This is a genomic window from Colwellia sp. C2M11 (genome assembly GCF_018860915.1).
Taxonomy (GTDB): Bacteria; Pseudomonadota; Gammaproteobacteria; order Enterobacterales; family Alteromonadaceae; genus Colwellia.
The window spans coordinates 47,120-71,495 of the sequence record NZ_JAHKQD010000047.1 but is presented as its reverse complement, the minus strand read 5'-3'; the positions used below and the strand labels follow the sequence as shown (position 1 = coordinate 71,495).

Here is a 24,376-nt window from a genome sequence, read left to right as displayed (position 1 = left end):
AGTAAATGTGCTATTTATCAACCTATGTCTTAAAGAAGTTAATTAATTATTTTTAAATTGATAAAAAAATCCGATAACAGTGTCCTGATATCGGATTTTCAATTATATAAAAAACTGTTAATGAATTTTTAAATAGTTATCACTTACGCCGCAATGCTCATATGGCGCCTGAACTGTATTAATAGTTAATTAATCGTGATACCTATCCCATTATAAATTGTTGAGCTACCACTAGGTGTGATAACTTCGACAATTAAGCTACCAGATTTAGGCTCTGTTTCACCTTTAATATTGACGCTAAACGTTTCACCGCCATTATGATTATCATTCCCCCAAACAAAACTACTTGGGCCAACAATAGAACCTACTGAAGAACTGAAATTAATCTGTGTACCTGCTGGCATAGGTTGATTATGTAAATCACTGATAGTTATTACAGCCCCACCAACCGATTCGCCATCAATATGTACAATGTCATCATTTAAGTTATAGTCTGGATTCATAATCTCAGCTGTATCTTCATCAGAATCATGATCATACGTTGCTGAAACACCATCCAATGTTGTTTCTCTGGTAAAAAAAGCCTTACTACCAGACATAACCAAAACAATTGAACCTCTGACATTTATTGATTTATCCGTTTCAGAGCAACCAGCATGAGCAGGAATAGCACATAAGACACCATTATATTTATTATCTTTATCTGTAAAAAGGTTATCACTATTAAAATCTGTAAACTCTTCTAATTTACCACTATCATTGACATCACGCCCTTCACTCGGGTTATAAAAACCATCTTCATTATGATCAACAAAAGCTTCTGTTAAATCATAGGAACGACCACTAATGTCCGTGGATAAGAAGGTTGTCATTTCATCAGCATCGAACCGACCATTCCCGTTTAAATCAGGAAAAGATTCTTCACCAATAGCCGTAGCAAGTATCGTAGCTCTACCGCCATACTTTTGTCCTAAGGTATTTAAACGCTCAGATGGGTGAACTCTATCCGCCAAAGTACCATCAATCAAGGTATATGGATCCGCAGTCGTATGTTGTAAAACATGACCTTCTGGTCTCGTATTCTGACTATTCCATACTACGCTACAAGTACCATTCACAGTAACACATGATGGTTCAATTCTCCCCCCTTCGGTGGTAAAGCTAACGGCAGTACCATCTGGAACTGGGTTATTATAAGCATCAGCTAATCGTGCGGTCACAACAACTTCAGTTCCATCAATATTCCAACCTTCTGGGTTAAGTATATCAGCAGATAAACTAAAACTATCTTGATCTGGTATCCCTGTAGAGATCACTAATAAACTAGATTGCGATGCGATTATAGGGTCACTATCATCAATCTCAGCTTTAACTCTCACCGATGTAGCAACAGTCCCCGAATTAACAACCGTTTGTGCAATACCTTCACTATTAGTAGTTGCACTTTCAGGAATTAACTTTATTCCACCAACATTGGAGTTTAAAGAGAAGTTAATAACTTGGTTATTCACTGGGTTACTGTTTGTATCTAATACTCTGAATTTAATTATTGAGCTTTCTGATCCGCCAACAGCACCAGTTCCTAAAATACCAATAACTTCAGGTGAAGATGAAACAAACTCGATACTACCAATATCCGCAGCCTGAACATTAACGACAGCAGTTGCAGATAAATTCATATCACCAACATTAGCAGTCACATCTATTTGATCATCATGAACGCAACCTTTGGCTAAATAGGTACTGGTAGCTACGCCATTAGAAGTAGTTACGGGGGAATTTAACGAAGCAGTTTCCGGCGTCGTACGCGTACAGCGTGAAGAAAAGTCAACTTCCACAGGATCTTTATAAAGATTACCTTGTTCATCAATAATTCTGACTGTCACTACTGTCGTCGCACCTGCTGATATTTGAGATAACCCTAATTCAGCTACTCCATCAGCAAAAGGTTCACCACTTCCTAGACGAACAACAACATCTATTGCGCCTTGATTCTTAAAATAAAATGGTTCACTTTCTTCGCCACTATCAAGGAGAGCTATTATCTGACCTGTACCTGCAGAAACACCAGAGTTTAATGTAATATTAGCGAGACCATTTATATCAGTTGTTGCAGTGCCTTTTTCTGGAGTAAAAAATCCATAGTCTGCATCATCGATTTGAAATAGAACACGTGTGTTGCTTAAAGGCACACCTGCATTCAAAACCGTTGCAGTTAACGTAGAAGGCAGTTCTTCATCAGCGAGAGCTAATGTAATAGTTATGGCATCATTCGAGCCATTACTGCTACCTGCCTCACCATCTACTGAAAACCCCTCATCACCGCCACCACATGCTACTAGTGTAGTTAACGTCATTAATAACAGAGTGAAACTAAAGCGTCGAAGTAACTCCATAAAAGGTATTCCTATTGTCTTTTAATTAATTTACATAAATCATATTAACTGATAAATAACAAAAAAGTACAATTTAATCCCTTAAATTTTCCAAAAAAGCTTAAGCATCAAGCAAGTTAAGAAAAAAATTAAATAATCCAAACGCTAAATTTGCAAAACAGTTTTTAATCCTCTTATTTATTGTTAATCTATTAAGCTAATAATATTAATAATGTATTTACACACTATGACAACTCTCCAAAAAAGCAGTTTAACTACCCGAATAGTTATCGGTATGATTTCAGGTATAGCCCTAGGTTCTTTTTTACAGGTGCTAATGCCTAATGGTGACGACTTAGTTTTCAACTTATATTTATTCGAGTTATCACTTCAAAATTTTCTTGTCGATGGCGTACTTGAAATTATTGGCCAAATATTTATGGCTAGCTTACGCATGCTAGTAGTGCCATTAGTTTTTGTATCACTTGTTTGTGGTGTTTGCTCACTTCAAGATACGACCAAGCTCGGCAGAATAGGCGGTAAAGCGATTGGTTTATACCTAATAACAACGGCAATAGCGATTAGTTTTGCTATTTTCGTTGCTATTATCATAGGCCCAGGAGAAGGCGTAGGTATGACAGCTAATACAAGCTTTAGTAGTCGAGAAGCTCCTTCATTTGCTCAAGTCATTATTCAAATGTTTCCAACCAACCCATTTGAAGCGTTTGCACAAGGAAAAATGCTACAAATTATCATTTTCGCCTTACTTTTTGGTATTGCTATTGCTTTATCTGGTAAGGCAGGTGAACGAATAGCGAGTTTATTTGAAGACTTAAGCGAAGTTATAATGCGCTTAGTAGCAATACTAATGAATCTTGCGCCTTACGGTGTATTTGCATTATTAGCGACGTTATTTACTACGGTTTCACTTGAAACCTTTGGTAATTTAATCGTTTATTTCTTAGTTGTATTGTTTGTATTAATTGGTCATGCCGTAATTACTTACCCCTTAATACTCAAACTAATGACAGGCTTAAACCCTATTATTTTCTTAAAGAAAATGCGTGATGCTACTATCTTTGCTTTTTCTACAGCGAGTTCTAACGCGACCATTCCCGTAACTCTAGAAACAGCAACAAAAAAGATGGGAGTGAAGAATTCAATTGCTTCATTTACAGTACCTTTAGGTGCAACTATTAATATGGACGGTACAGCAATTATGCAAGGTGTTGCTACTGTATTTATTGCACAAGTATTTAGTCAAGATTTGACCTTAGCAGATTATGTAACTGTAGTATTAACAGCAACACTTGCCTCTATTGGTACTGCTGGTGTTCCTGGTGTAGGTTTAATTATGTTAGCTATGGTACTAGAACAAGTCGGTCTACCGGTTGAAGGTATTGCTTTAATTATTGGTGTTGATCGCCTATTAGATATGACGAGAACAGCGGTTAATGTCACTGGGGATAGCATGGTAAGTATTATTGTCGCAAAATCAGAAGGACAATTTGATAATGATATGTATTTGGATGAAAAGGCTGGCAGTAAGATTGAAGATATCGATTTCCATCATTTGAAAGACTAAGTCTTAGCAGTTTTAAGTAAGCTGCATACTTTACTACACTATAAATACCTTCTATATGCTATTATCAGCAGCAATATAGAAGGTTATATAGTGGGTATTTTAAACGACCTAAACAAATATGATTTAAGTAAACATAAATTAGATAAACCTTAGCAAGCCTTTCTAAGGTTTATCATTTATTTTTAGCCAGGAAAGATACGGTTTTTCTGCATTAACTTACCTAATATACCGTCAACAGAAAGTGACGCGGCTTTAGAAAACTTTTCTGCTAAACCTTTCTTAACTTCATACTTAATTGCAACAATTTTATGACTTTTACTTAAGTTTTGTAAATAATCATCACTTGTCTGAATACTATCAACTAAACCTAACGCTAATGCCGTTGTACCAAACCAATGTTCACCCGTGGCAACTTTAGCTAAATCTAAACTTGGCCTGTGTGCGCTAACAAAATCTTTAAACAGTACATGAGTTTCTTCAAGCTCTTCAATAAATTTTTCCTTACCTTTTTCGGTATTTTCACCAAACATTGTAACGGTACGCTTAAATTCACCCGCAGTGAATTGTTCAAAATCAATATCATTTTTCTTTAATAACTTATTAAAATTAGGTAATTGAGCAATAACCCCAATAGAGCCAAGAATAGCAAAAGGTGCTGCAATGATATTATTTGCAACACAAGCCATCATATAACCACCCGACGCAGCGACTTTATCAACAGACACTGTTAAAGGTATTTCATGTTGGCGAATTCGGTCTAACTGTGATGAGGCTAAACCATAGCCATGAACCATTCCGCCGCCACTTTCTAATCGAACAAAAACTTCATCATCTTTCGTAGCTACAGACAAAATAGCAGAAACTTCCTCACGTAAAGAGCTGACTTCTTTAGCGTCTATGCTGCCTTTAAAGTCAAGCACAAACACTTTGGGCTTACTCTTAGTTTCAGTTTCATCATCTGATTTTTCCTTTTGCTTAGCTAATGCTTTATCAGCCTTAGCTTTTTCTTTTGCTAATTTTTTATCCTTTTTTTCTTTCTGTTTTAACTCTTCGTCATTTAATAAAGCATGAACAATTTCCTGTTCAACTTCTTCAAATTGTTCAGACAAGTCGGTAATTTCTAACTCACCCTTTTTATGTTTATGCTTAATAGCTGAAGCTGTAGCTAACACAACAATAGCAACAACAGCGATGACAAAAGTTATTGTTTTAGCTAAAAACAAACCATATTCGTATAAAAATTCCAAGCTTATCTCCTGAGCGTTTTACGCTATTTTAAATTTTTCAAATCAAGGTGTTATATGGGGATAAAAAAAATAAAAAAAAGCCCTTAGTCTTGACCAAGAGCTATATTTCAAATCACATACCTAATTAGAACTAATATTTATTTCACTAATAATATTCGCACTAATATCTTCTTCGCTAAACAGTAATGGTCTTAAAGCTGTGGTTTCTGAATATAACCTATTCTGATCATCGACATGTACAGAGTCAGTATTTGATGACTGAGAATAGCTAAGTAACCCACGAGCACTTGGCCCATTATCTGTAAAATTAACAACAAACATCCAGCTTGAACCATAATTTATATGATACCCTTCTGTTGTTAACCCTGAAGGGAGCGGCTGTGCTGTTTCTATATCAACAACCGCTGGATATTGATGTATTGGCATTAAGGTATCATCAGATTGAGCTGAAGAAAACACATTAAACCCACCTTCCTGATGCATACTGCCTGCCCATGAAAATTTAGTTCCACTCGCATTACCACTTGCCATCGTTTTCTCGGTAAACTGTATATCACCTATCATTGCACCTAATGTTAAACCTGAGGCTTCGACGTTTTTAATTGCTGCAGCCAGTGACTTTAACGCTGAGCCGTCATTAACTAAGGTATTAGGTGTTGTGCTTGCTAAATCAGGATCAAACGGAACTGAAAATTGACTTGTACTATTAAATTTAAAAGAAAATTCTCTAAATAAGTGTGCACCACTACTCTCTTTATTAAAGCGTTTATCCCAATTAGCCAAAACTGAACAACCAGCAGAAACATCAACAGTAATACCGTTATCTAAGACCACTAATGTATTACCTTGTGCCTGACATTGTGCGACTAAATCATCAACCACTGCTTCTGCTAAATAAGCACGATTATTTAATAGCGCTTCCTCAACTTCTTGAGCGGAAAACTTATTATCCTCACCAGAGCTGTCTGCTAACATTTTCAACCCCATACGAGTCCTTAATGATAGGGGACTAAAATCATCGCCATATAAAATTGAAGCGCCCGATAACGGCGTTGTTGGATTGGTAAACCAATAAGGATCATTGGAGTTTTGGACATAGTCGGTATTTAACAGTTGTGGTGCTTGCTCATAACTATTCAATCCATTAGGTTCAAACAATGCAGTATTGCCGGGAAGAATATCAAAACCAACCGATTGACGTGTTCCTACTAATACAGGGTCTGTTCGCATTAAATCAAGGGCGGTATCATTTAAATTTAATACACGGGATTTATCTATATAAAAAGCATTTCCCTGATCATCTGCATACATAGTATTCACCCAAGGAATACCATCAAAATCTTTAAACGCCTGTTGAAACTCGTCAAGGTTAGTCGCTAAATTCATGGCTAACCAATGATCAATCATATCAGTATTTTCTTTAGCAGCATCTCGTAACGTAAAAGCATTACTCTCTGTCCACTCCATACCATTATTTGGCGGCGTCTCAATAATTAAACCATGATGTGAGTAATAGTAATCTTTAGATAAAATGACCGACTGCCCACCGCCAGCGGCTACTTCAACAAAGTAAGTTTTCTTTTCTATATCACGACTTTCGCCATCCATATTATATTGTTGCTTATCGTCACCTTCTAAGCTTAATTGATAAACAACAAACCGACGTGACTTAGAAACAGTATGTGTCCACCCTAAATTTTGGTTAAAGCCAATATTTTGAATAGGAAAGCCTTGCAGAGCGCCGCCCATAACATCCATAACGCCAGGAATAGTAATATGTGATTGATAGAATCGTAAGTGACCTGTGTGTGGAAAATGTGGATTAGCCAGAAGTATACCTTTGCCATTTTCTGTTTTATCTTTGCCTATTCCCCAACCATTCGATCCTAAATCTCCCAAATCTATATTTGTATTACCAAATGTAGAGGATACCGATGCAACATTAGCAATGATTTCATTTGCATAGCCAATTGACGATTGTTCAGATGCACCTTTTGTTCTAGCACCAACATAAGGTAGATATTCAGTTGCACTATTTGGATTCGCTAAAAAGGCAAGTTGCATAAACGTTGAGTTAGCGCCACTCGCATATTGAGAAGTTGCAAATAAATAAGCGGTTAAGTCTATCGGTGTAATAGCTGTCACCCAAGATGCTCCTGCACAAAAAGGCGCTAAATTCTCATTCCCCGTTTCTTCTATATATTTATTGTAACCGGCCACATACCCCTCAATTGTTGCACGGGTATTTTCTGACAAGCTTGGGTATAATTCTTTTGCTGAGTTCATTACACCTAATGCATGATGGCCAAAGTCAGAAATAATATTACCAGAATCACCTGAGCCTAAAACTTTATCAGGACCAAAATATTTAGCACGTTCACTACGTACTTTCAGTATTTGATCTGCCAAAATACAAGCATTATCTTGTGCATAAGCGTAACCCGAACCGAAAGCAACACTTTGTAAATTATCACCTGTGATATGAGGTACGCCATAGCTAGTGCGCCGTATATTAGCGCTTAGTGTTCCATCTTCATCAAAAGCCACCAAACTTGGAGACACTACAGGTGGCTCTACCGGTGCTGGCAACTCAGTGTTTTTATCATTATCACTGCCACAGGCGCTTAAGCCAAAGAGTATAGCCAAACTTAAGAAACATCCGTTTTTATTAATCATTTTATATCCCCGATTATTTATTATTGTCACACTAAGACTAACATTAATAAAAACAAAATCATCAGAGGATTAAGGTTAAATAACTATCAAACTTAATACTTTAATTACTATTTAGCATATGACTATCCAATTTTATACATGCTCTTTTTAAGTAAAAAAAAGCCTTTAGTTGTAAAACTAAAGGCTTTTGACAATTTAATGTCCCATTCTGATATGTATTAGCAGTTATTTAACAACAGCATCATTTTGCACTGAAATAAGATGTCCGTTACTACTAAAGAAATTAGCCACTTGGCTTTGCATCTCTGTGGTGGCTGCACTAGTCATAGCTGCATCAGGGGCCTCACCTCTTGATCCTGGTGTAGGATCTAAGATCGAACCATGATGACCAAATAAGTAACGTACAGCACCAGATATTGATGAGTCTGCATCCTGAGTTGTTTCCGAAACACCTGGTAAGCCTAATAAAGCAATAGCACCTTCGGTACCAGCGAAAGGAGCTGTTGATACAGTATTAGGAATAACTTGGTCGCTTAAATTGTCACTACCATTACCAACAACTTCAATTAAGTGTGTTGGCGTATCGGTAGCAACCATCATAGCGGCATAGTTAGCTGGATCACCAGCATCAACCACTGTCTGTGCAGCAAAAGCAAATTGCGTAAAAGTACCATTTAATTCGGCTTGTTGCTCAGACGTAAGTAAGGCATAAAAGGCTCTGTAATAACCAACTAACTCAGTCTCTGAAGGTGCTGTTTCACTCAGGTGAGCCTGTGCAACATAACCTTGGAACGCTTCTGATGCTGAATAAGCTAAGTTTGATTTAATTACGTCCCCAAAAGCGCCTGACTCCATTAAGAAGTTAGCTACCATGATACCTGGCATTGCAAGGCTATTTGTTTGAACAGCAAATAATGGATCAACTTGTGGATCAAGAGAAGTATTCGCTAATGCGATAAAATTCATCCCCGTAATTGCACCTAAAGAATGACCTAGGAAATGTACATTAGAGCTATCAATATTAATTGAATTACCTTCTGTATGAGTCCCACCCAAAAAATTCAAACCTAATCGTAAGCCCATTAAGTCAGAGGTTGATTGGCGTAAGTTATCGCGGGTAGTCAATAAACTAGCTAAGTTCATATAATGTGTAGCAGATACCGTTGAAGCATTGATATCGTCTACACCATCAGGTGTTCCTGCAGGTCCAGTTATATCAAATCCTCGACTACCATGTAATGGATGATCGATAGCTACAGTTGAAAAACCATAAACTGAAAGAAGACCAGTAACTGCTAGCATATCTTCTTTTTTAGAAGTTATACCATGTTGCAGAATAACCACTGGCCAACCATTTTCAGGCTCAGCTAAATTAGCTGGTAAACCTAAGCCTTCTCGAACCGCATTAGCAACATTTACATCTGGCGTTGTCATTTGTACAACAAGCGACATCTCTGTATTAGCTTTAGGTACTGGACTATATTTAGTTAGGTTACGTTCTGTATCAATACCTAAATCACGAAGCCCTGGCGCTGCCAACCCTTGAGCTTGAGAAATAGCCATACAAGTTCCATCTGATACACTCGTCGCATCAGCAGGAATTACTTCAGGGTTACTTACTGCAAGACCAGCTAACATAGCGCCAGAGTCACATAAAGACTTCCACCAATCATTAATAGGTGCCATTGGGTTTTCAGCTGAAGGAATACCTAAATAATAAGGTAGTGTAATATTACCTTGCATAAAATTAGCAGCTGAATATAAAGGCACTAGAGTGTCAGGTATTTTTCCTACTAATATATCAGCAACTGTCATACCAGTATCTTGTACGCCGATAGTAGGTACTCCTTGCATCGCATTCGCGACCATAGCTGGAACATTATTAGCCATTAACGCTTTAGTTGTAGAAAGTACATCAACTGTCGACTGCGTAGTAAATGCCATGGTATAGATAAGTGAATCTTTATCAGCACCTGCCGCAACAACTGCAGCTTCGTAGCTATTAATAACGGCCTGTAAACCTTTTTGTGCATCAGTAGCTAGTGGGTGAGTGGTAATATTTTGACGAACTGATTCATAGGTTGTAGAGCCTGAAATAGCCTTACCATTATTATCTTGTAGATTGTTTGTTAATGCTAACACATAGCCTGTTTTAGCTTTAAAAGGCTTTAACGGGATAACAGCAACACTATTGCCTGATGCCTGAGTAATAAAATCAATACCAAAAGTTAATTCACCAACAACGGTACAAGCAGCACCACGAGGAACTTCTTCACACCCAGTATCACCTCCCATTAAGGTTTCATATATTTTTACAGATGCAGCGCTAAAAGCAGAGTTGCTATCAAGTGATGTACCTTCAGGAAAATCAATAGCAAGTACAAATGGGTTCGTTGTCGACCAACCATCTAAAGTGCTTAAAGCAAAAAATGGATCTGAAGAATCAGTAGGATCACTCACAGGTAGATTTAATGAGCCATCTTGACTACCTTGAAATAGTAAATCATTAGGTACTGATAAAACGCCTCCTGCAGGGTCAAAGACAATTCTTGCCGGTGCCACAATAGGTGCACCATTTTCAACCGCATCTTGTTTTACATCTTCAACGGTTTCACTATCACAGCCACTTAAACCAAGTGCGCTGATTATAGCTAAACTAAGAACTAATTTTTTCATTTTTATCTCCCCAATGCTTATTTTATTTCTATTATTTTTTAATAAGTATATGCTATTTGTTATAGTCGTTTACCTCAGATTACAAAGTAAACGTCAAATTAACTAATTAGACCAGTTAATAAACTTAACGCAAGCGCTGACAATGTGCCAGTTGTTTTTCTATTTTAATTGATTTATTTCTCGTTATTAGAAATAAACCTAAGTAAAATGCCTATTATACAAATTAAAAGTCATTAATACCTAAACTCGGATAAGAAATGTTTGAATATACTATTATAGATAAAAGTTTAGAAAATAAAATAATACTCATCACCGGTGCAGGTGCAGGTATAGGTAAAGAGGCAGCAATAACTTACGCGAAACTCGGTGCTACAGTTATTTTACTTGGAAAAACAGTAAGTAAACTTGAAGCAGTTTATGATGAAATAATCGCATTGGGCTTAGCTGAACCAGCAATTATTCCGTTAGATTTAAAAGGAGCAACTAAGCAAAACTATATTGATATGGCAGCGACAATTGCCAATCAATTCGGTCGATTAGACGGCGCATTACTGAATGCTTCTATATTGGGAGAGTTAACACCTTTTACTCAAATACATGAGCAGATATTTAACGATGTGATGAAAGTCAATGTCAATGCTCAATACCTATTAGCACAAGCATTAATTCCAACGTTAAAGCTAGCACCCACCGCCTCGTTAATATTTACTTCTTCAGGCGTTGGCAACCAAGGTCGCGCATACTGGGGTGCATACAGCATATCTAAATTTGCTACCGAAGGGATGATGCAAGTAATTGCCGATGAGTATGAGAATTCAACTTTACGCACCAATGCAATTAACCCTGGAGCGACAAATACGGGAATGCGCACTAGCGCTTACCCCGCAGAAGATAAAGACAAATTAGCAACAGCAAAGGATATTATGCCGCTTTATGTTTATTTGATGTCAGATGACAGTATTGCGGTGAATGGAAAAACCATAAAAGCACAATAAACTAATTAAATCACAACTATTGTCTAGGAAAGTATTCTGATGAATACTTTCCTTAAACTAATCAGTTACAAATTACCTTAACTCTCTTCTTAATATTTTACCCACATTAGTTTTAGGTAATTCATCCCTAAATTCTACTAGTTTAGGTACCTTGTAATTGGTTAAATTTTCACGACAGTGCTTAATTATTGTTGCTTCATCTAAACCTTTTTGCTTAGCCACAACAAATATTTTTACCATTTCACCGCTAGCTTCATTAGGTATTCCGATAGCCGCAGCTTCAGCAACTCCTTCATGCATCATTACTACTTCTTCAATTTCATTAGGGAAAACATTAAAACCAGAAACAATAATCATATCTTTCTTACGATCGACTATTTTAAAATAACCATGCTCATCCATATAAGCAATATCACCTGTTGCTAACCAGCCATCTTTTAAAATTTCAGCTGTTGCCTCATCACGATTATAATACCCCTTCATCACCTGAGGTCCTTTTACCCACATTTCGCCGGCTTCTCCTAAGGCAGCTTCACTACCATCATCTAACATAATTTTAATATCAGTTGATGGTGCCGGCAAACCTATGGTGCCATTATAATGTTCTTGGTTATAAGGACTTAGGGACACCATTGGCGCACATTCTGTTAAACCATAACCTTCTAACAGTCGAGAGCCTGTCACTTTTTCCCAACGTTCAGCCACAGGCCTTTGAACAGCCATACCGCCACCCAAAGACATTTTAAGAGTTGAAAAGTCGATATCTTTAAAGCCTGGTGTATTTAATAAACCATTAAACAATGTATTCACGCCAGTTATTGCAGAGAACGGATATTTACCTAACTCTTTAATAAACGCAGGCATATCTCGTGGATTAGTAATAAGTAGATTCGTGCCGCCTAAGGTGATAAAAGTTAAGCAATTCGCTGTCAATGCGAAGATATGATATAGCGGCAACGCAGTTACAACTAATTCTTTTCCTTCTTCAAGCAGCGGCTTTATTGCGGCTTTAGCTTGCTCTAAATTAGCAACCATATTGCGATGCGTTAACATAGCACCTTTTGATAAGCCAGTTGTTCCACCGGTATATTGCAGAAAAGCCAAATCATCACCGCAAAGCTCAACAGGAGTAAAGTCTAATTTTCTCCCTTTAGCTAAAGTAGTATTAAAAGGTACCGCATGAGGTAAGTTAAAAGCAGGCACCATTTTTTTAACATACTTTACAACCGCATTAACAACCTTACCTTTTACAAAACCAAGGCGATCACCTAAAGATGTCATAATGACATGTTTAACCGGCGTTTTATCTATAATATGTTCAAGTGTTTGTGCAAAATTTTCAATAATTAACATTGCTTTAGAATCAGAGTCTTTAAGCTGATGCTCTAATTCACGTGCTGTGTACAAAGGATTGACATTAACTACTGTTAAACCGGCCAGTAGTGCACCAAATAAAGCAATCGGGTACTGCAAAGTGTTAGGCACCATAATGGCAAATTTATCACCTTTAACCAGCCCAAGATCTCTTTGTAAATAAGCCGCAAAAGCAGTTGCTTGCTCTGCTAATTCAGCATACGTTATTTCTACTCCCATATTAATGAAAGCAGCCTTGTTACTATACTGACTAGTATACTTATTAAACATTGCCACTAATGAAGGATATTTATCTGGATTTATTTCAAACGGGACTCCAGGGGGGTAACTTTTTTCTAGCCAGATTCTTTCCACAATATCTTCCTCATATATTTTTTTAGCAACGACTTAATAGTGTAGCTTATTGTTTGTATATATCACTTCATCAATGGTGAAGCTTTAATTAGCAAACAGTTTTATCAAATTTCAACTGATACTACCAGTTAAATTTAAACACTTGTTTGAATTATTAACAAATTAAGACTAATTGACTATAAAACACTTAATTAATTCAGCAGTTTTCTCTGGATTCTCCATATGAACATGATGTCCACCAATAAGCTTTTCGCTCGAAAAATTGGTAAATAAAGCACCAAAATCTTTCATACCTGAACTCACCATATCTAAGCCATTACTTCCATAAATCAATTTCACTGGACATTGTATATCCCGAATAAGTTGCTGCGCCTGTTGAAGTGTTAATCGATAAGGAGAAGTATTACGTAAACGTGCATCACTTCTCCAACGGTAACCTTGCGCTTCTTTAATTATACCACGTTCAACAATTAGTTTGGCGTGTTCGTATTTCAGATCAGACACATTAGCACGTGCATGAACAGCTGATTCCATGCTCTCATGATATTTTTTCTTAACACCCGACTTTCTTATCTTTAATGAGCTATCTCTTAGTCTACTTAGCATACCTTTACGTAACTGTTTAGTGGTTTCATCAGCTGCTGAGCTGATGAAACCAATAGAGTCTATTAATGTTAATGATTTAACTTTTTCAGGAAAAGCGGCAGCAAATGCACTGGCTATCATCCCCCCCATTGAGTGGGCGACAATATCGATTTGTTGCCAAGAATTAGTTTCAAATAGCTGTAATAAGTCATAAGTCCAGTCGATAAAGTGATAGTGAGCATCAGCGCTTTTATGGCTTGAGTTGCCATGGCCAGCCCAATCTATAGCAACTATATGTTTATCTGGTAGCTTTTTTTGAAGATAAGGCATGAGCGGCAAAAAACTAGCAGCGTTATCAAGCCAGCCATGCAAACAAAGCACGATATTATTTTCATTATCTTTCTCTCCACACGCTAACCCTTGTATAGTCATAGTTTCAAGTGAATAGCTAACTTCTTTAATAGCGTTAACTGCAAGCATAGAGTCCCCTTATTTTTTTGCTGTTTTATATAAGGAATATAAAGCAAGCAATGCGATTGAAAACCAAATGAATACCCAAATCAATTCAGGAATATAGGTAATGGACGCTAAGGCAGCACCATCTCCTAAATGTCGACCATCAAGCAAGTATGATGGACTAGATAGGCTATTCAATAAAATTAAAAGCCCTATTAGTTGCATTAAGCGCTGAAGATAATAAGTTTTATGTAACTTAATAGTAAGTAAAAATAAACAGGCTAGCACGCCTAAAATAAACCAAGTTAATAAATCTCGTCCCCAAAAAACAATAGAGCTAAGCAATAATAAAAATAATGAAATAGAAAAAATTTGCGCTATTTTTTTATGGGCACTAGCTAATTTATAAATTCCCCACCCCCAAAGCGTTGCGCCTGCATAGCCAGCAAAACTAATAACAAAACTAATCCCCCCTTGCGTAGTACATAACCCTGCACCATTAGTAAATAATTGTATGCGGAGAACTTCCCCCCCTGTTAGCATTGCAGCTATACCATGACTAACTTCATGAAAGTAACTCTCTAACCAGTTAAATGGGATGGAAACCAAGGGTAATTGCTTGATAACAATAGCAACAAATAAAAGAATGAAAAAATGGTATTTAGTCCACAAGCTTGATGAACTAAGCTTGTTATTAGATGAACGAGAAGACATCGGTGCTCGACTTATAAAAATAAAATAGAAGATATACTAACGTATTTGCCTGCCACTAAAATAAAGCAAATTAAATAAAATTGTTAAGCAAATAAGTCAACGCCAAAAATTTTTTGTACCGATTCACGTTGAGCCAAATTATTTACCGATTGATAACTTGCTACAGCCGTTTCATTGTTTGATGAGACTTGATTAGCAAAAGAATGCTTATCATCATTTTTTTGTGTCAGTGATGGTTGTAAGGTTTGGTTCTCTTTAAATAAGGCAATAGCCTGCTCATCAATAACAAAATTAGGTGTCGCTTGTTTATTTGATGATGTTTCCTGCTCTACTTTACTCGGGTCAGCAGAATCCCTCGACTCATTAATCGATGTATTCTGCTTATGACTAATATTAGCAGTAGATAGTTTCCCATACGCAGAGGTAGAGCCTACAGAATTAGGTATATTCATAAATATAATCTAACAAAATATTTATTCATAGGCAATTTATTCAACCATACTTATTGATAAGTATTTATAATCAAAAGCTTATCAATATTTACTTTCCTGGTAATTTTTTCCAAGAAACCGTGTCGCGAACATAAACAGGTTGAGCATCTTCGGCCTTAACGCCTTCACCTTGTTCGAGTATAGCTTTACCTATAACAAGCATTGCTTCCGCACTAGGAAACAAGACATCAGGTGTACCTTGATTACTTTTTAATGCGGTTAACTCTTCTTTATAAGCATCCCAACCAGTACCAACACCATAAATAGGTTCAGTAACTATACCCGCTAAACGCGTATTCACTGCCTCGGGTGCACTTACCGCTTCACATTGTTTGTCGGCAAGCACTTGCTCTTGCATTATATTATTTTCATCAAGTACAAAGTAAGCGTTATAAACTTCTCCCATGCGTGCATCAATAGTCGAAATCACTTTAGTTTGTTGATGCTTTATAAAAGCTAATTGCGCCATGGCTTGTAAACTTGACACGCCAATAACAGGTAGGTCAGCAGAGAAAGCCAACCCTTGAGCAACTCCAACGCCAATTCGTACACCAGTAAAGCTACCAGGACCACGCCCAAAAACTAAGCCATCACATTGTGATATTGTGATCCCTGCTTCTTTTAATAATTTATCGACCATAGGTAATAATTGTAAACTATGGGATTGTGGACATAACTCATAACAGCTATAAAGCTTACCTTCTACTTGTAAAGCAACTGAGCAAGCTTCCGTTGAAGCATCAATGGCTAAATAATTCACTATTCTCTTACCTTTTAAATTTCTAATTAATACCTTCAAGAAAGGCTATTGCTTTAGTTAAATCTCTGCTTCGTCTCATTTCAGGAAGACTCTTCAAAAAAGTTTGCCCATAAGGACGATTAACTAAACGGTTATCACAGATCACCATAATACCACGATCACTAACATCACGAATAAGTCGACCAACGCCCTGCTTTAAAGCAATAACAGCTTGAGGTAACTGTATCTGTGCAAAGGCATCCCCTCCTTGACGTCTAACATCTTCACAACGCGCTTGTAGTAAAGGATCATCAGGTGAAGCAAAGGGTAACTTATCAATAATAACACAGGTGAGTTTATCACCTCTTACATCAATACCTTCCCAAAAACTGGCTGTAGCAAGTAATACTGCGTTATCTTTTTCTACAAATTGTTCTAATAAAATTCTTTTTGCCATTTGCCCTTGAACTAGCAAAGGGTTATCAATATCAACAGCTAAGATTTCCGCAACTTGGTTCATAACACGATAGCTAGTAAACAACATAAAACAAGCACCTTTACTCGCGATAATGAGCGGTTTAGCTAATTCTGCTAAATGTTGAGCACGGTTTCTATCATTTGCTTCAGGTAAGTAGCGCGGAACGATTAATTGCGATTGCTGCTGATAATTAAACGGACTTTCCAATAATAGTTGACTGGCACCTTGTAAACCTAAATGATTAGCAAAGTGTTCAAAATTATTATCTACAGCTAGTGTTGCCGACGTAAATATCCAACCAGCTCCAGAATCTTTAACATAAGCGTTAAATTTATCCGCAACACTTAGCGGCGTTAAATGAAGTACAACATGTCGCGGAGTTGTTTCGTACCAAAAGCTCATGCCATTAATATCAACATTAGCCATAACATCATATTGCGATAACAAATTAACGGCACGGTCAAAGCAGTTATCAATAGCTTCATTGCGAGATACACACAATTTTATTACTTGATATAAGAAGTCCAAATCAACTTTTAACCGCTCAAATTTTTGTATAAAAGATTGTAACTGATATTTTTCTCGCCAATTTCCCCGTTCAGGATCGTAATTAAATAGCAACCTAAATTCTTGACAAGTTTTTTCTAATTTATCTGCGGCTAATCCTAGTTGCTTCATATCAGTTAATTTACTACGATAAATTTGTGATACATCCGTGCATAAATCAACAAGTTGACGGGTAGAAAATGCTTCGCCAAAGTAATCACTAGCGATATCACCTATTTGATGAGCTTCATCAAAAATGACCACTTGTGCTTTAGGGATTAACTCACCAAAACCAGTGTCTTTAAGTGCCATATCAGCAAAGAATAAATGATGATTAACCACGATTAAATCGGCATCAATAGCCCTTTGTCTCGCTCGAACTAAGTAACATTGTTCATAATCAGGGCAGTCTTTCGCTAAACAATTATCTAACGTACTAGTAATAAAAGGAAATACCGCCGAATCTTCGGTGACATTAATCAATTCACCAATATCACCTGTTTGTGTGCCATTAGCCCATGCTTTTACCTTAACCAAATCATTTAACGTATTAGCATCTAATTGGCCTCGTGTTTCTTGATATTGCGCTAAACGATAACGGCATAAATAGTTAGATCGCCCCTTTAATAAAGCAACCTGAACATTACTCGCCAACGCTTTTTTAACCAGAGGAATATCTTTATGAAATAATTGCTCTTGCAGGTTTTTCGTGCCCGTTGATACAATAATTTTAGTATTAAGTTCATCACCACTTGAAGAAGAATTAACACTTAGAAAGGCAGGGATTAAATAAGCAAAGGTTTTACCTGTACCTGTGCCGGCCTCAACAATCAATGATGATTGTTTTTTGATCGCTATAGCCACTTCCAATGCCATGTCAGTTTGAGCTTGACGAGGTAAAAAACCGTCAATAGCCTTCGCTAATGCACCATTAGAAGAAAATGCTTGGGCAACTGGAGTCATGATGAAATAGCATGAATAGAAATGAATAGAATCATGAATTATACGGAATTATTGCAAAACTTAAAGATAATAACTTTAACAACTGTCAAAACAGAAATAAAAAACAAATAATAATGTTTATGTATTCAAGACCAGCTATATAGTATTTAGCTATTGCATTGACCACAATCTTTTTATCTTCATATGATGTTATATCCCAAGAGGAAAAAATTAACAACGGATAAACTTATTGTTATCACTGGCACACGCTCACCTAAATTACTTTTAAATATAAAGATCTAAATGTTTATTACCATCTTCCGACTCAGTAATAATACTAGTATCACTCTCTACTTTTTTATTCTCAGTTAACTTATGCTTATTATTTTGTTTTTCATCATCTAGCTTTGTATTTTTAACATGACTATCGTTACTGCTTTCATGCGCTCTTTCAGCTGAAGATTCACTCTCTTGTTGTGGATCTTTTTCTTTGTCACTATTGTCGTCAACATGTTTTTCATCAAAATATGTATCATGATTTTCAATGTGATCTAAATCTTCAGTTAATTTACTTGTGTCAGCAGTTTTTGATGGCCCCTTAACCTTATTATTTGTCGGTTTAATAGGAACTTGCACTACACGTGTTAACGCTGTGGTAAAAATATCCATAACCATCCCGTATCGTACCGTTGTTTCTTCAATAGAATTATAATAACAATCGTGATAACTCTTTATCGTCAAGTTAAACAAAAACTTTAGCTAAGACAACGATTATCGGCCCTAAGACGCGTTAATTATAACTAAAAGAGAGGTTTTATGATAATGGTTATTGGATATGAGTAATCTAGAATAACATAGAGAGGATAGTAAAAAACGAGTAATTACTACCCTCTCAATTATTAAGCTAATTACATTGAGTAACGTATACCAAACATTACTCGACGCTCTAATTGCTCTAAACTAATAGGCAGTAAAAGGTTATTAGATTGCATTTTTGTAACCGTTTCTTCCGTTATGTTTAATACATCAAACTGAATCGAAAAATTTTCAGAAAGGTTGTAGTTTGCAGATAAATCTAACTGACCATAAGCATCTTGATATTTAGCTTCTGGAAAGTAATCTACATATTCACTTCGCCACGCATAAGACAATCTTGCATCAAAAGTTGAATTATCATAGTAAACAATGGCGTTATAACTATTTTTAGATAATCCAGGCAAGGTTGTACTACGAATATCAGTTTCATCAGCAAATGAAGCGGCACTGTCGGTATAAGTAAAGTTCACTATAGTACCGAAATTACTCAAACTTTCTGAGATGAAAGTAAAAGGACTTTGAAAACTGACTTCTATACCTTGTACTGATGCATCAGTACCATTTTGTGGCTGAGTAAAATCAATTGGACCAGTAATTAATTCATTTGATATTTGATGACGATAAGTTGTCACTTCAGTAGAAACAGAGTTCTCAACTAACGAATCAATCTTTTTATAAAAAAATGCGGCGGCTAAAAGTGATTCTGGAGCAAAATACCACTCTGCACCAAAATCAATATTGTTAGATGTATAAGGTAATAAGTTTACATTACCTTTGTTACCTTCTAAGCGAGATGCATCAATCGTTGTTGATGGAGACAAACTTGCTAATGGCGGGCGAGTCATTGTTCTTGAATAAGCAGTACGAAGAAGTACATCTTCACCTAATTCATAGCTTAAATTAAAGCTAGGTAGAAACTCAGTATAGTCACTTTTATAAGTAACCGGCTCTATTATACCATTTTGAAACAGTGACCCAGTAGACTCTATTTCTGTACTAATATATCGTAATCCAATATTAAAATTAGCATTATCAGTGACAAAATTAGCTTGAATGTAAGCAGCCAAAGTTTGCTCAGTTATCCCATAAGTTCCTGTAGCACTTGCTTCGGCTTGGTAACTATTATTTTCTACGTCATCACCGTGCTTTCCTTGCATATAGGTTGCCTGCATTAAATCGTGATCAACATATAATAATGAACTTGGGCCATTTATGCTATCAACGCTGTAATCTCGATTACTACCTAAAACACTGGCTAACGTCATACCAGCACCCGAAAGTAGATCATCCTGCCCTTGCGCTGGACCATCACCCCAAAAGTCATTCCAGGCACTTTGATTATTTGCATAATGCTCTGGATTCATATGTTGAACTGCACTCTCCCCCATCTGCCAAAAATCATAATCACGAGTTTTTTCTCTATCGCTCGCTGAAAAACCATAATCAATGCTCACTAAATTCTCTAAATCCAATACTTGTTCAAAATCAACTTTTGCAACTAATTCTTCATCTTCATTTTTACGATCTTTACTGAAGGCGACATTGAATAAAAAGTTTTCAGCATTGTTTTGATCTGCATAATATTCAGCAGAACTACCCACTGGGTAAAACTCATAACCGGCGCCAGCTCTTTGTATTTGTGTGGCTATTCGATTATAAAAAGAATAAAGATAGGTTTCTTCATCACCTGTACGTTTGGTATAACCAATTAAGGGTTTAATTGTTAATGAGTCACTCACATTCCAATCAGCGCTTAGTACATGAGAAGCAAAGGTTTCTTCACGATCAATATTCTGTGTTCCTACTCGATTTCTTGCACGAGGAAAAGCGGCATTGATAATATACTCATTACCCGCAATATTCTGAAGTTCAGCGGTTTCAGGCTCTCCCCCAATATCCCATTCTAAGGTAACATCTATGCGGTTGTATTCTCGCAAGGTATCAGAGGAAACATAAATGTTATCAAAAGTGAATTGTAGGTTTTCAGATGCATTATATTGAAGTGTTAAAGTGGTCCCTAACGATTCACGGTTAATATCATTACGTAAATATCGAGGATCATCAGGGATAAAAGCATGGCCATAATTTGGCGCCTCATGCACATCTCCCCCTGTTGCGCGGTAAGTAATATTTGGATCTAAAGTCGCATATTTCCATGTACCACTCTCATTTACTACCGTATCAACCTCAGAATATGCAACAGATGCAGCTATCCCAAAAACATCATCAAAATTATTGCTAAAAAACATCGATGCTCTAGGGGTTGTTTCTTCAGATAAACTACCATAACTCCCCTGAACGGAGGTGCTAAATTTAGGATCATTGGCGTCATAAGTAAACGGTTTTGGTGTTTCCAGATTAACAACACCAGCCAGTCCGCCTTCTGTTTGTTTGGCTGAGGCTGTTTTATGTATTGTAACTTGATTAAATAATTCTGAGGCGAGTAAACTAAAATCAAATTCTCGACCGCCTTCAGCATCCAGTTGTCCGCTAAAGCCAGATGAAGTAGAAGAGACCCCATTAATTTGTACCATGGTAAACTCTGGGCCTAAACCACGTAAATTGATGGTTGAGCCTACACCAAATTCACGTTCAATAGTGACACCTGGTATCCGTTGCAGTGATTCAGAAATATTATTATCTGGAAATTTACCCAAATCTTCAGCACTGATTGTATCAACAATACCGGTATTAAGCCGTTTATCGCCAAGTGAACGATTTAAGCTTCCTCTTACACCTTTTACTTCAATTCTCTCGATATCAGCCGCTTTTGTAACTTTTTTTATGTTGTTATCAATTGCTTTATTCTCGACTTCTTCTGCTGTTGATGTTGCAGAAAACAACATAGTAAATATAGTCGCTAGCATTGTTTTTTGAGTATTCATTTGTTCATTCCCAAAGCTTTTGTTGTAATTGATATTCGGGGACAGTGGCTTTATCAAAAAAGCTTTCTTATCTGAAAGTTCACCTTCAAGGTCACTATTTTGCAACAAGACACTCAGTGCTTCTTGAACAGAATATTGACCTTGAACTAAACTACCCGTTTTATTTTTAACAAGGTCATAAGGGAATAGAAATGATATCTTGGCGACATCTGATAAATCATTAAGGGATTGGCTTAATGGTTGAATTGGAATATTAAATTCATATTTATCATTTATTATATTATTTTCTTTTGCTTCTACATAAATAGTATAAAAGGCAAAAGTTAATAAATTAATAACTATTAACACCTTACTAACTTGTCGTTTAATAAGACGCATCAAAAATAGAAATCTACTATTCACTAAGATCATTTATTTTTCTTTTACTCGTAATTGGACATGTTTATCATTCAGTTTATTAACACTAATACCAAACCCAGACTCTAAAACATAAAATAAAGTATCAGTTTCACCTATTTGAAATTGTCCACCAATTCGCATGGACTTTAATTTAGGATCAAGTACATCAATTTGCACCTGTGTATGCCGAGTTATCTCTTTAATAACTTCTTCCAAAGATTCGCCAGCAAAAACTAACTTGCCTTTTTTCCACGAAAGAAAACGACTCACTTCACTCGTATCCAATTCATCAATATCACTAACAATATTACTCTGGGTTGGAATACTAATACGCTGACCCGCAGATAAGTTACCTAGTATTTTTTTTACTTTTACAGGTTGAGCCACGGTCTGTAGTAGAGGAGTAGTTGAGTTATTGCTACTTTTTGGCTTTTCAAAGTTCCCTTCTATTTTCAATGCCTGATAATCATCCGGAATAACAACTAATGTATTATCAACTATCGCTAACTCTACTGTTCCCTCACTCACTAAGACTTCTATAGCACCCATCACTTTATGAACAGTAAATGCTGTGCCTGTAGCTCGAACTAATCGGTTATCAGCATATACTTCAAAAGGCCTCGTTTTATCTTTAGCTACTTCAAAATGTGCCTCACCTTCAAGTAAGTTAATACGTCGATATTCACCTGTATAATTTACCTGAACTCTAGTACTACTATTTAACCAGATAATAGAACCATCAGGCATAACCCTGCTCAAGTTTTCACCAACCCCTGTATCAAAAATTAAGCCTTCACCTTTCATTGTTGATGCATTATGAGTCAATAAAAACCAAGTAAATAAGCAAATCAACAATGGGCTAACAAAGGCAACTCTAAACAATTGATTTCTTTTTTTTATGCAAGTTGATAGAAAAACGTATATGACTAGTAAAGGATAAAGTAAGCCTCTCAACATTATTAAAAACAATGAAGGTTTATGTATTTCTTGAGGTAACATAACCGACGACAATAAATCCATTTCCCCCCAGCTATTTACCATACTTTCTAAACATTCACGATGTACGCTACTTGTTCGTATCCAAGCATTAAGCTCCTCTATTTGCGCTTTCGAGAGTTCAGGTGTATCTTCGAGTAACAGAACCCATTGTGCCGCTTCTTGATTAATAATAACTTTATTGGTAAATCCTTTAACATTAGTACTCATAATTTTCTCCCTGTTTTAGCAGGAACTTTAGACCTTTCCATTGTTGAATCTTCGTTGTGTTCATTATTATACTTCGTTACAGCCTCATTGTAGGCACACATTCCTTTAGTGATATAATTACTTACTGTAATAGTAGAAATATTCATACGTTTGGCAATGTCTTTTGTAGAAAGACCATAAACTTTCCTCATCACGACAGCTTGTCGACATTTATTCGGTAAACTTGCTATAGCTTCACACATTACTCCCAATTTTTCTTGTGCAATTACATTACTTTCCAAACTTTCTAAATCCAAATTAACATCAACTAAATCAATATCTTCAACGTATTCATTTAATTGTGTAGATGCTTTTCTAAAATCCGAAACGATTAAGTTTTTAGCGACACGAAACATAAATGATTTAGGCTTTAAGACTTCATTTTTTAATGAAGACTTATATGTACGTAGGAATGTCTCCTGGCAGACATCATCAACATCTTGTGAGTTAACGACATAGCTAGAAATAAAATATTTCAATGATGATTTATAACGTTTAAAAGCACTCAGCACGCCTTCCTCTGATTTATTCAGACCTTTATTACTATTATTTTTTGAATTCAAAATACTTCCAAATTTATCATAATACAGATGAACACTAGTTAAGAGGTGATCCTCCTATATGTAAGATGTAAAAATACAATAAAATGATCCCCAGTAATATGACGTATTACTTAATAAAATCTACTATAACTATTTAAAAAAAATTAAACCTCGTGATAAAATAAACTACAGCTATTCGTATCGATAAGATTAAGAGAATACACCATAGAACAAATAACAATAAAAAATAGTCATT

Annotated in this window: 16 protein-coding genes; 2 read left to right on the top strand and 14 right to left on the bottom strand. The window is 36.2% G+C overall.

The features are described 5' to 3' along the window. Positions 1-185: 185 nt before the first annotated feature. Positions 186-2,396, bottom strand: a complete 2,211-nt coding sequence (locus KO509_RS13100) for an Ig-like domain-containing protein (protein ID WP_215973715.1) — start codon at positions 2,394-2,396, stop codon at positions 186-188. 226 nt (positions 2,397-2,622) lie between these two features. Between KO509_RS13100 and KO509_RS13095 the strand changes: the two genes are divergently transcribed. Continuing rightward, entirely contained in the window at positions 2,623-3,960 is a 1,338-nt protein-coding gene (locus tag KO509_RS13095) for a dicarboxylate/amino acid:cation symporter (RefSeq protein ID WP_215973714.1), read from the top strand. Positions 3,961-4,142: 182 nt separating this feature from the next. Here KO509_RS13095 and sohB read toward each other — a convergent pair whose 3' ends face one another. The 3 genes from sohB to KO509_RS13080 form a co-directional block, all read right to left on the bottom strand. Further along, positions 4,143-5,207 (bottom strand): protease SohB, encoded by a 1,065-nt coding sequence (gene sohB / locus KO509_RS13090; RefSeq protein ID WP_215973713.1) that lies wholly within the window; start codon positions 5,205-5,207, stop codon positions 4,143-4,145. 120 nt (positions 5,208-5,327) lie between these two features. Then, complete coding sequence (locus KO509_RS13085; RefSeq protein WP_215973712.1) at positions 5,328-7,883, bottom strand: acylase; 2,556 nt, start codon at positions 7,881-7,883, stop codon at positions 5,328-5,330. 225 nt (positions 7,884-8,108) lie between these two features. After that, positions 8,109-10,559 carry a VolA/Pla-1 family phospholipase gene (locus tag KO509_RS13080; RefSeq protein WP_215973711.1) on the bottom strand — a complete coding sequence of 817 codons (2,451 nt, stop codon included), beginning with the start codon at positions 10,557-10,559 and terminating at the stop codon, positions 8,109-8,111. Between the two features lie 257 nt (positions 10,560-10,816). Here KO509_RS13080 and KO509_RS13075 point away from each other — a divergent pair, with 257 nt between their 5' ends. Next, positions 10,817-11,554: a YciK family oxidoreductase gene (locus tag KO509_RS13075; RefSeq protein WP_215973710.1), complete on the top strand. Its 738-nt coding sequence runs from the start codon at positions 10,817-10,819 to the stop codon at positions 11,552-11,554. A gap of 72 nt (positions 11,555-11,626) precedes the next feature. Here the strand turns inward: KO509_RS13075 and fadD are convergent, their stop codons facing one another. From fadD to KO509_RS13025, 10 genes are all read right to left on the bottom strand, one after another. Beyond that, positions 11,627-13,282, bottom strand: a complete 1,656-nt coding sequence (gene fadD, locus KO509_RS13070; protein WP_215973709.1) for a long-chain-fatty-acid--CoA ligase FadD — start codon at positions 13,280-13,282, stop codon at positions 11,627-11,629. Positions 13,283-13,450: 168 nt separating this feature from the next. Then, complete coding sequence (locus KO509_RS13065; protein WP_215973708.1) at positions 13,451-14,347, bottom strand: alpha/beta hydrolase; 897 nt, start codon at positions 14,345-14,347, stop codon at positions 13,451-13,453. Positions 14,348-14,356: 9 nt separating this feature from the next. Then, positions 14,357-15,037 carry a M50 family metallopeptidase gene (locus tag KO509_RS13060; protein ID WP_215973707.1) on the bottom strand — a complete coding sequence of 227 codons (681 nt, stop codon included), beginning with the start codon at positions 15,035-15,037 and terminating at the stop codon, positions 14,357-14,359. Between the two features lie 83 nt (positions 15,038-15,120). Continuing rightward, entirely contained in the window at positions 15,121-15,489 is a 369-nt protein-coding gene (locus tag KO509_RS13055) for a hypothetical protein (RefSeq protein ID WP_215973706.1), read from the bottom strand. A gap of 88 nt (positions 15,490-15,577) precedes the next feature. Continuing rightward, complete coding sequence (tsaB, locus tag KO509_RS13050) at positions 15,578-16,288, bottom strand: tRNA (adenosine(37)-N6)-threonylcarbamoyltransferase complex dimerization subunit type 1 TsaB (RefSeq protein WP_215973705.1); 711 nt, start codon at positions 16,286-16,288, stop codon at positions 15,578-15,580. A 22-nt stretch (positions 16,289-16,310) separates the two neighbouring features. Continuing rightward, positions 16,311-18,254 carry an ATP-dependent DNA helicase gene (locus KO509_RS13045; protein WP_215973704.1) on the bottom strand — a complete coding sequence of 648 codons (1,944 nt, stop codon included), beginning with the start codon at positions 18,252-18,254 and terminating at the stop codon, positions 16,311-16,313. A gap of 264 nt (positions 18,255-18,518) precedes the next feature. Further along, a complete protein-coding gene (locus KO509_RS13040; protein WP_215973703.1) occupies positions 18,519-18,902 on the bottom strand; it encodes a hypothetical protein in 384 nt (127 codons plus the stop codon). Positions 18,903-19,141: 239 nt separating this feature from the next. Continuing rightward, the gene (locus KO509_RS13035) at positions 19,142-22,345 is read right to left on the bottom strand and encodes a TonB-dependent receptor (protein WP_215973702.1); all 3,204 of its coding nucleotides are present in this window, start codon (positions 22,343-22,345) and stop codon (positions 19,142-19,144) included. Then, entirely contained in the window at positions 22,346-23,539 is a 1,194-nt protein-coding gene (locus KO509_RS13030) for a FecR domain-containing protein (RefSeq protein ID WP_215973701.1), read from the bottom strand. Next, positions 23,536-24,141, bottom strand: a complete 606-nt coding sequence (locus tag KO509_RS13025; RefSeq protein ID WP_215973700.1) for an RNA polymerase sigma factor — start codon at positions 24,139-24,141, stop codon at positions 23,536-23,538. Before KO509_RS13025 ends, KO509_RS13030 begins: the two co-directional genes overlap by 4 nt. Between the last annotated feature and the right edge of the window lie 235 nt (positions 24,142-24,376).

What these genes read in the sequence shown, in the direction of transcription:
- KO509_RS13040 (WP_215973703.1), bottom strand. Translation starts at nt 18,902, where the DNA reads ATGGATATTTTTACCACAGCGTTAACACGTGTAGTGCAAGTTCCTATT.
- KO509_RS13030 (WP_215973701.1), bottom strand. Translation starts at nt 23,539, where the DNA reads ATGAGTACTAATGTTAAAGGATTTACCAATAAAGTTATTATTAATCAA.
- KO509_RS13100 (WP_215973715.1), bottom strand. Translation starts at nt 2,396, where the DNA reads ATGGAGTTACTTCGACGCTTTAGTTTCACTCTGTTATTAATGACGTTA.
- KO509_RS13035 (WP_215973702.1), bottom strand. Translation starts at nt 22,345, where the DNA reads ATGATCTTAGTGAATAGTAGATTTCTATTTTTGATGCGTCTTATTAAA.
- KO509_RS13095 (WP_215973714.1), top strand. Translation starts at nt 2,623, where the DNA reads ATGACAACTCTCCAAAAAAGCAGTTTAACTACCCGAATAGTTATCGGT.
- KO509_RS13075 (WP_215973710.1), top strand. Translation starts at nt 10,817, where the DNA reads ATGTTTGAATATACTATTATAGATAAAAGTTTAGAAAATAAAATAATA.
- KO509_RS13060 (WP_215973707.1), bottom strand. Translation starts at nt 15,037, where the DNA reads ATGTCTTCTCGTTCATCTAATAACAAGCTTAGTTCATCAAGCTTGTGG.
- KO509_RS13055 (WP_215973706.1), bottom strand. Translation starts at nt 15,489, where the DNA reads ATGAATATACCTAATTCTGTAGGCTCTACCTCTGCGTATGGGAAACTA.
- KO509_RS13080 (WP_215973711.1), bottom strand. Translation starts at nt 10,559, where the DNA reads ATGAAAAAATTAGTTCTTAGTTTAGCTATAATCAGCGCACTTGGTTTA.
- KO509_RS13045 (WP_215973704.1), bottom strand. Translation starts at nt 18,254, where the DNA reads ATGACTCCAGTTGCCCAAGCATTTTCTTCTAATGGTGCATTAGCGAAG.
- KO509_RS13085 (WP_215973712.1), bottom strand. Translation starts at nt 7,883, where the DNA reads ATGATTAATAAAAACGGATGTTTCTTAAGTTTGGCTATACTCTTTGGC.
- KO509_RS13065 (WP_215973708.1), bottom strand. Translation starts at nt 14,347, where the DNA reads ATGCTTGCAGTTAACGCTATTAAAGAAGTTAGCTATTCACTTGAAACT.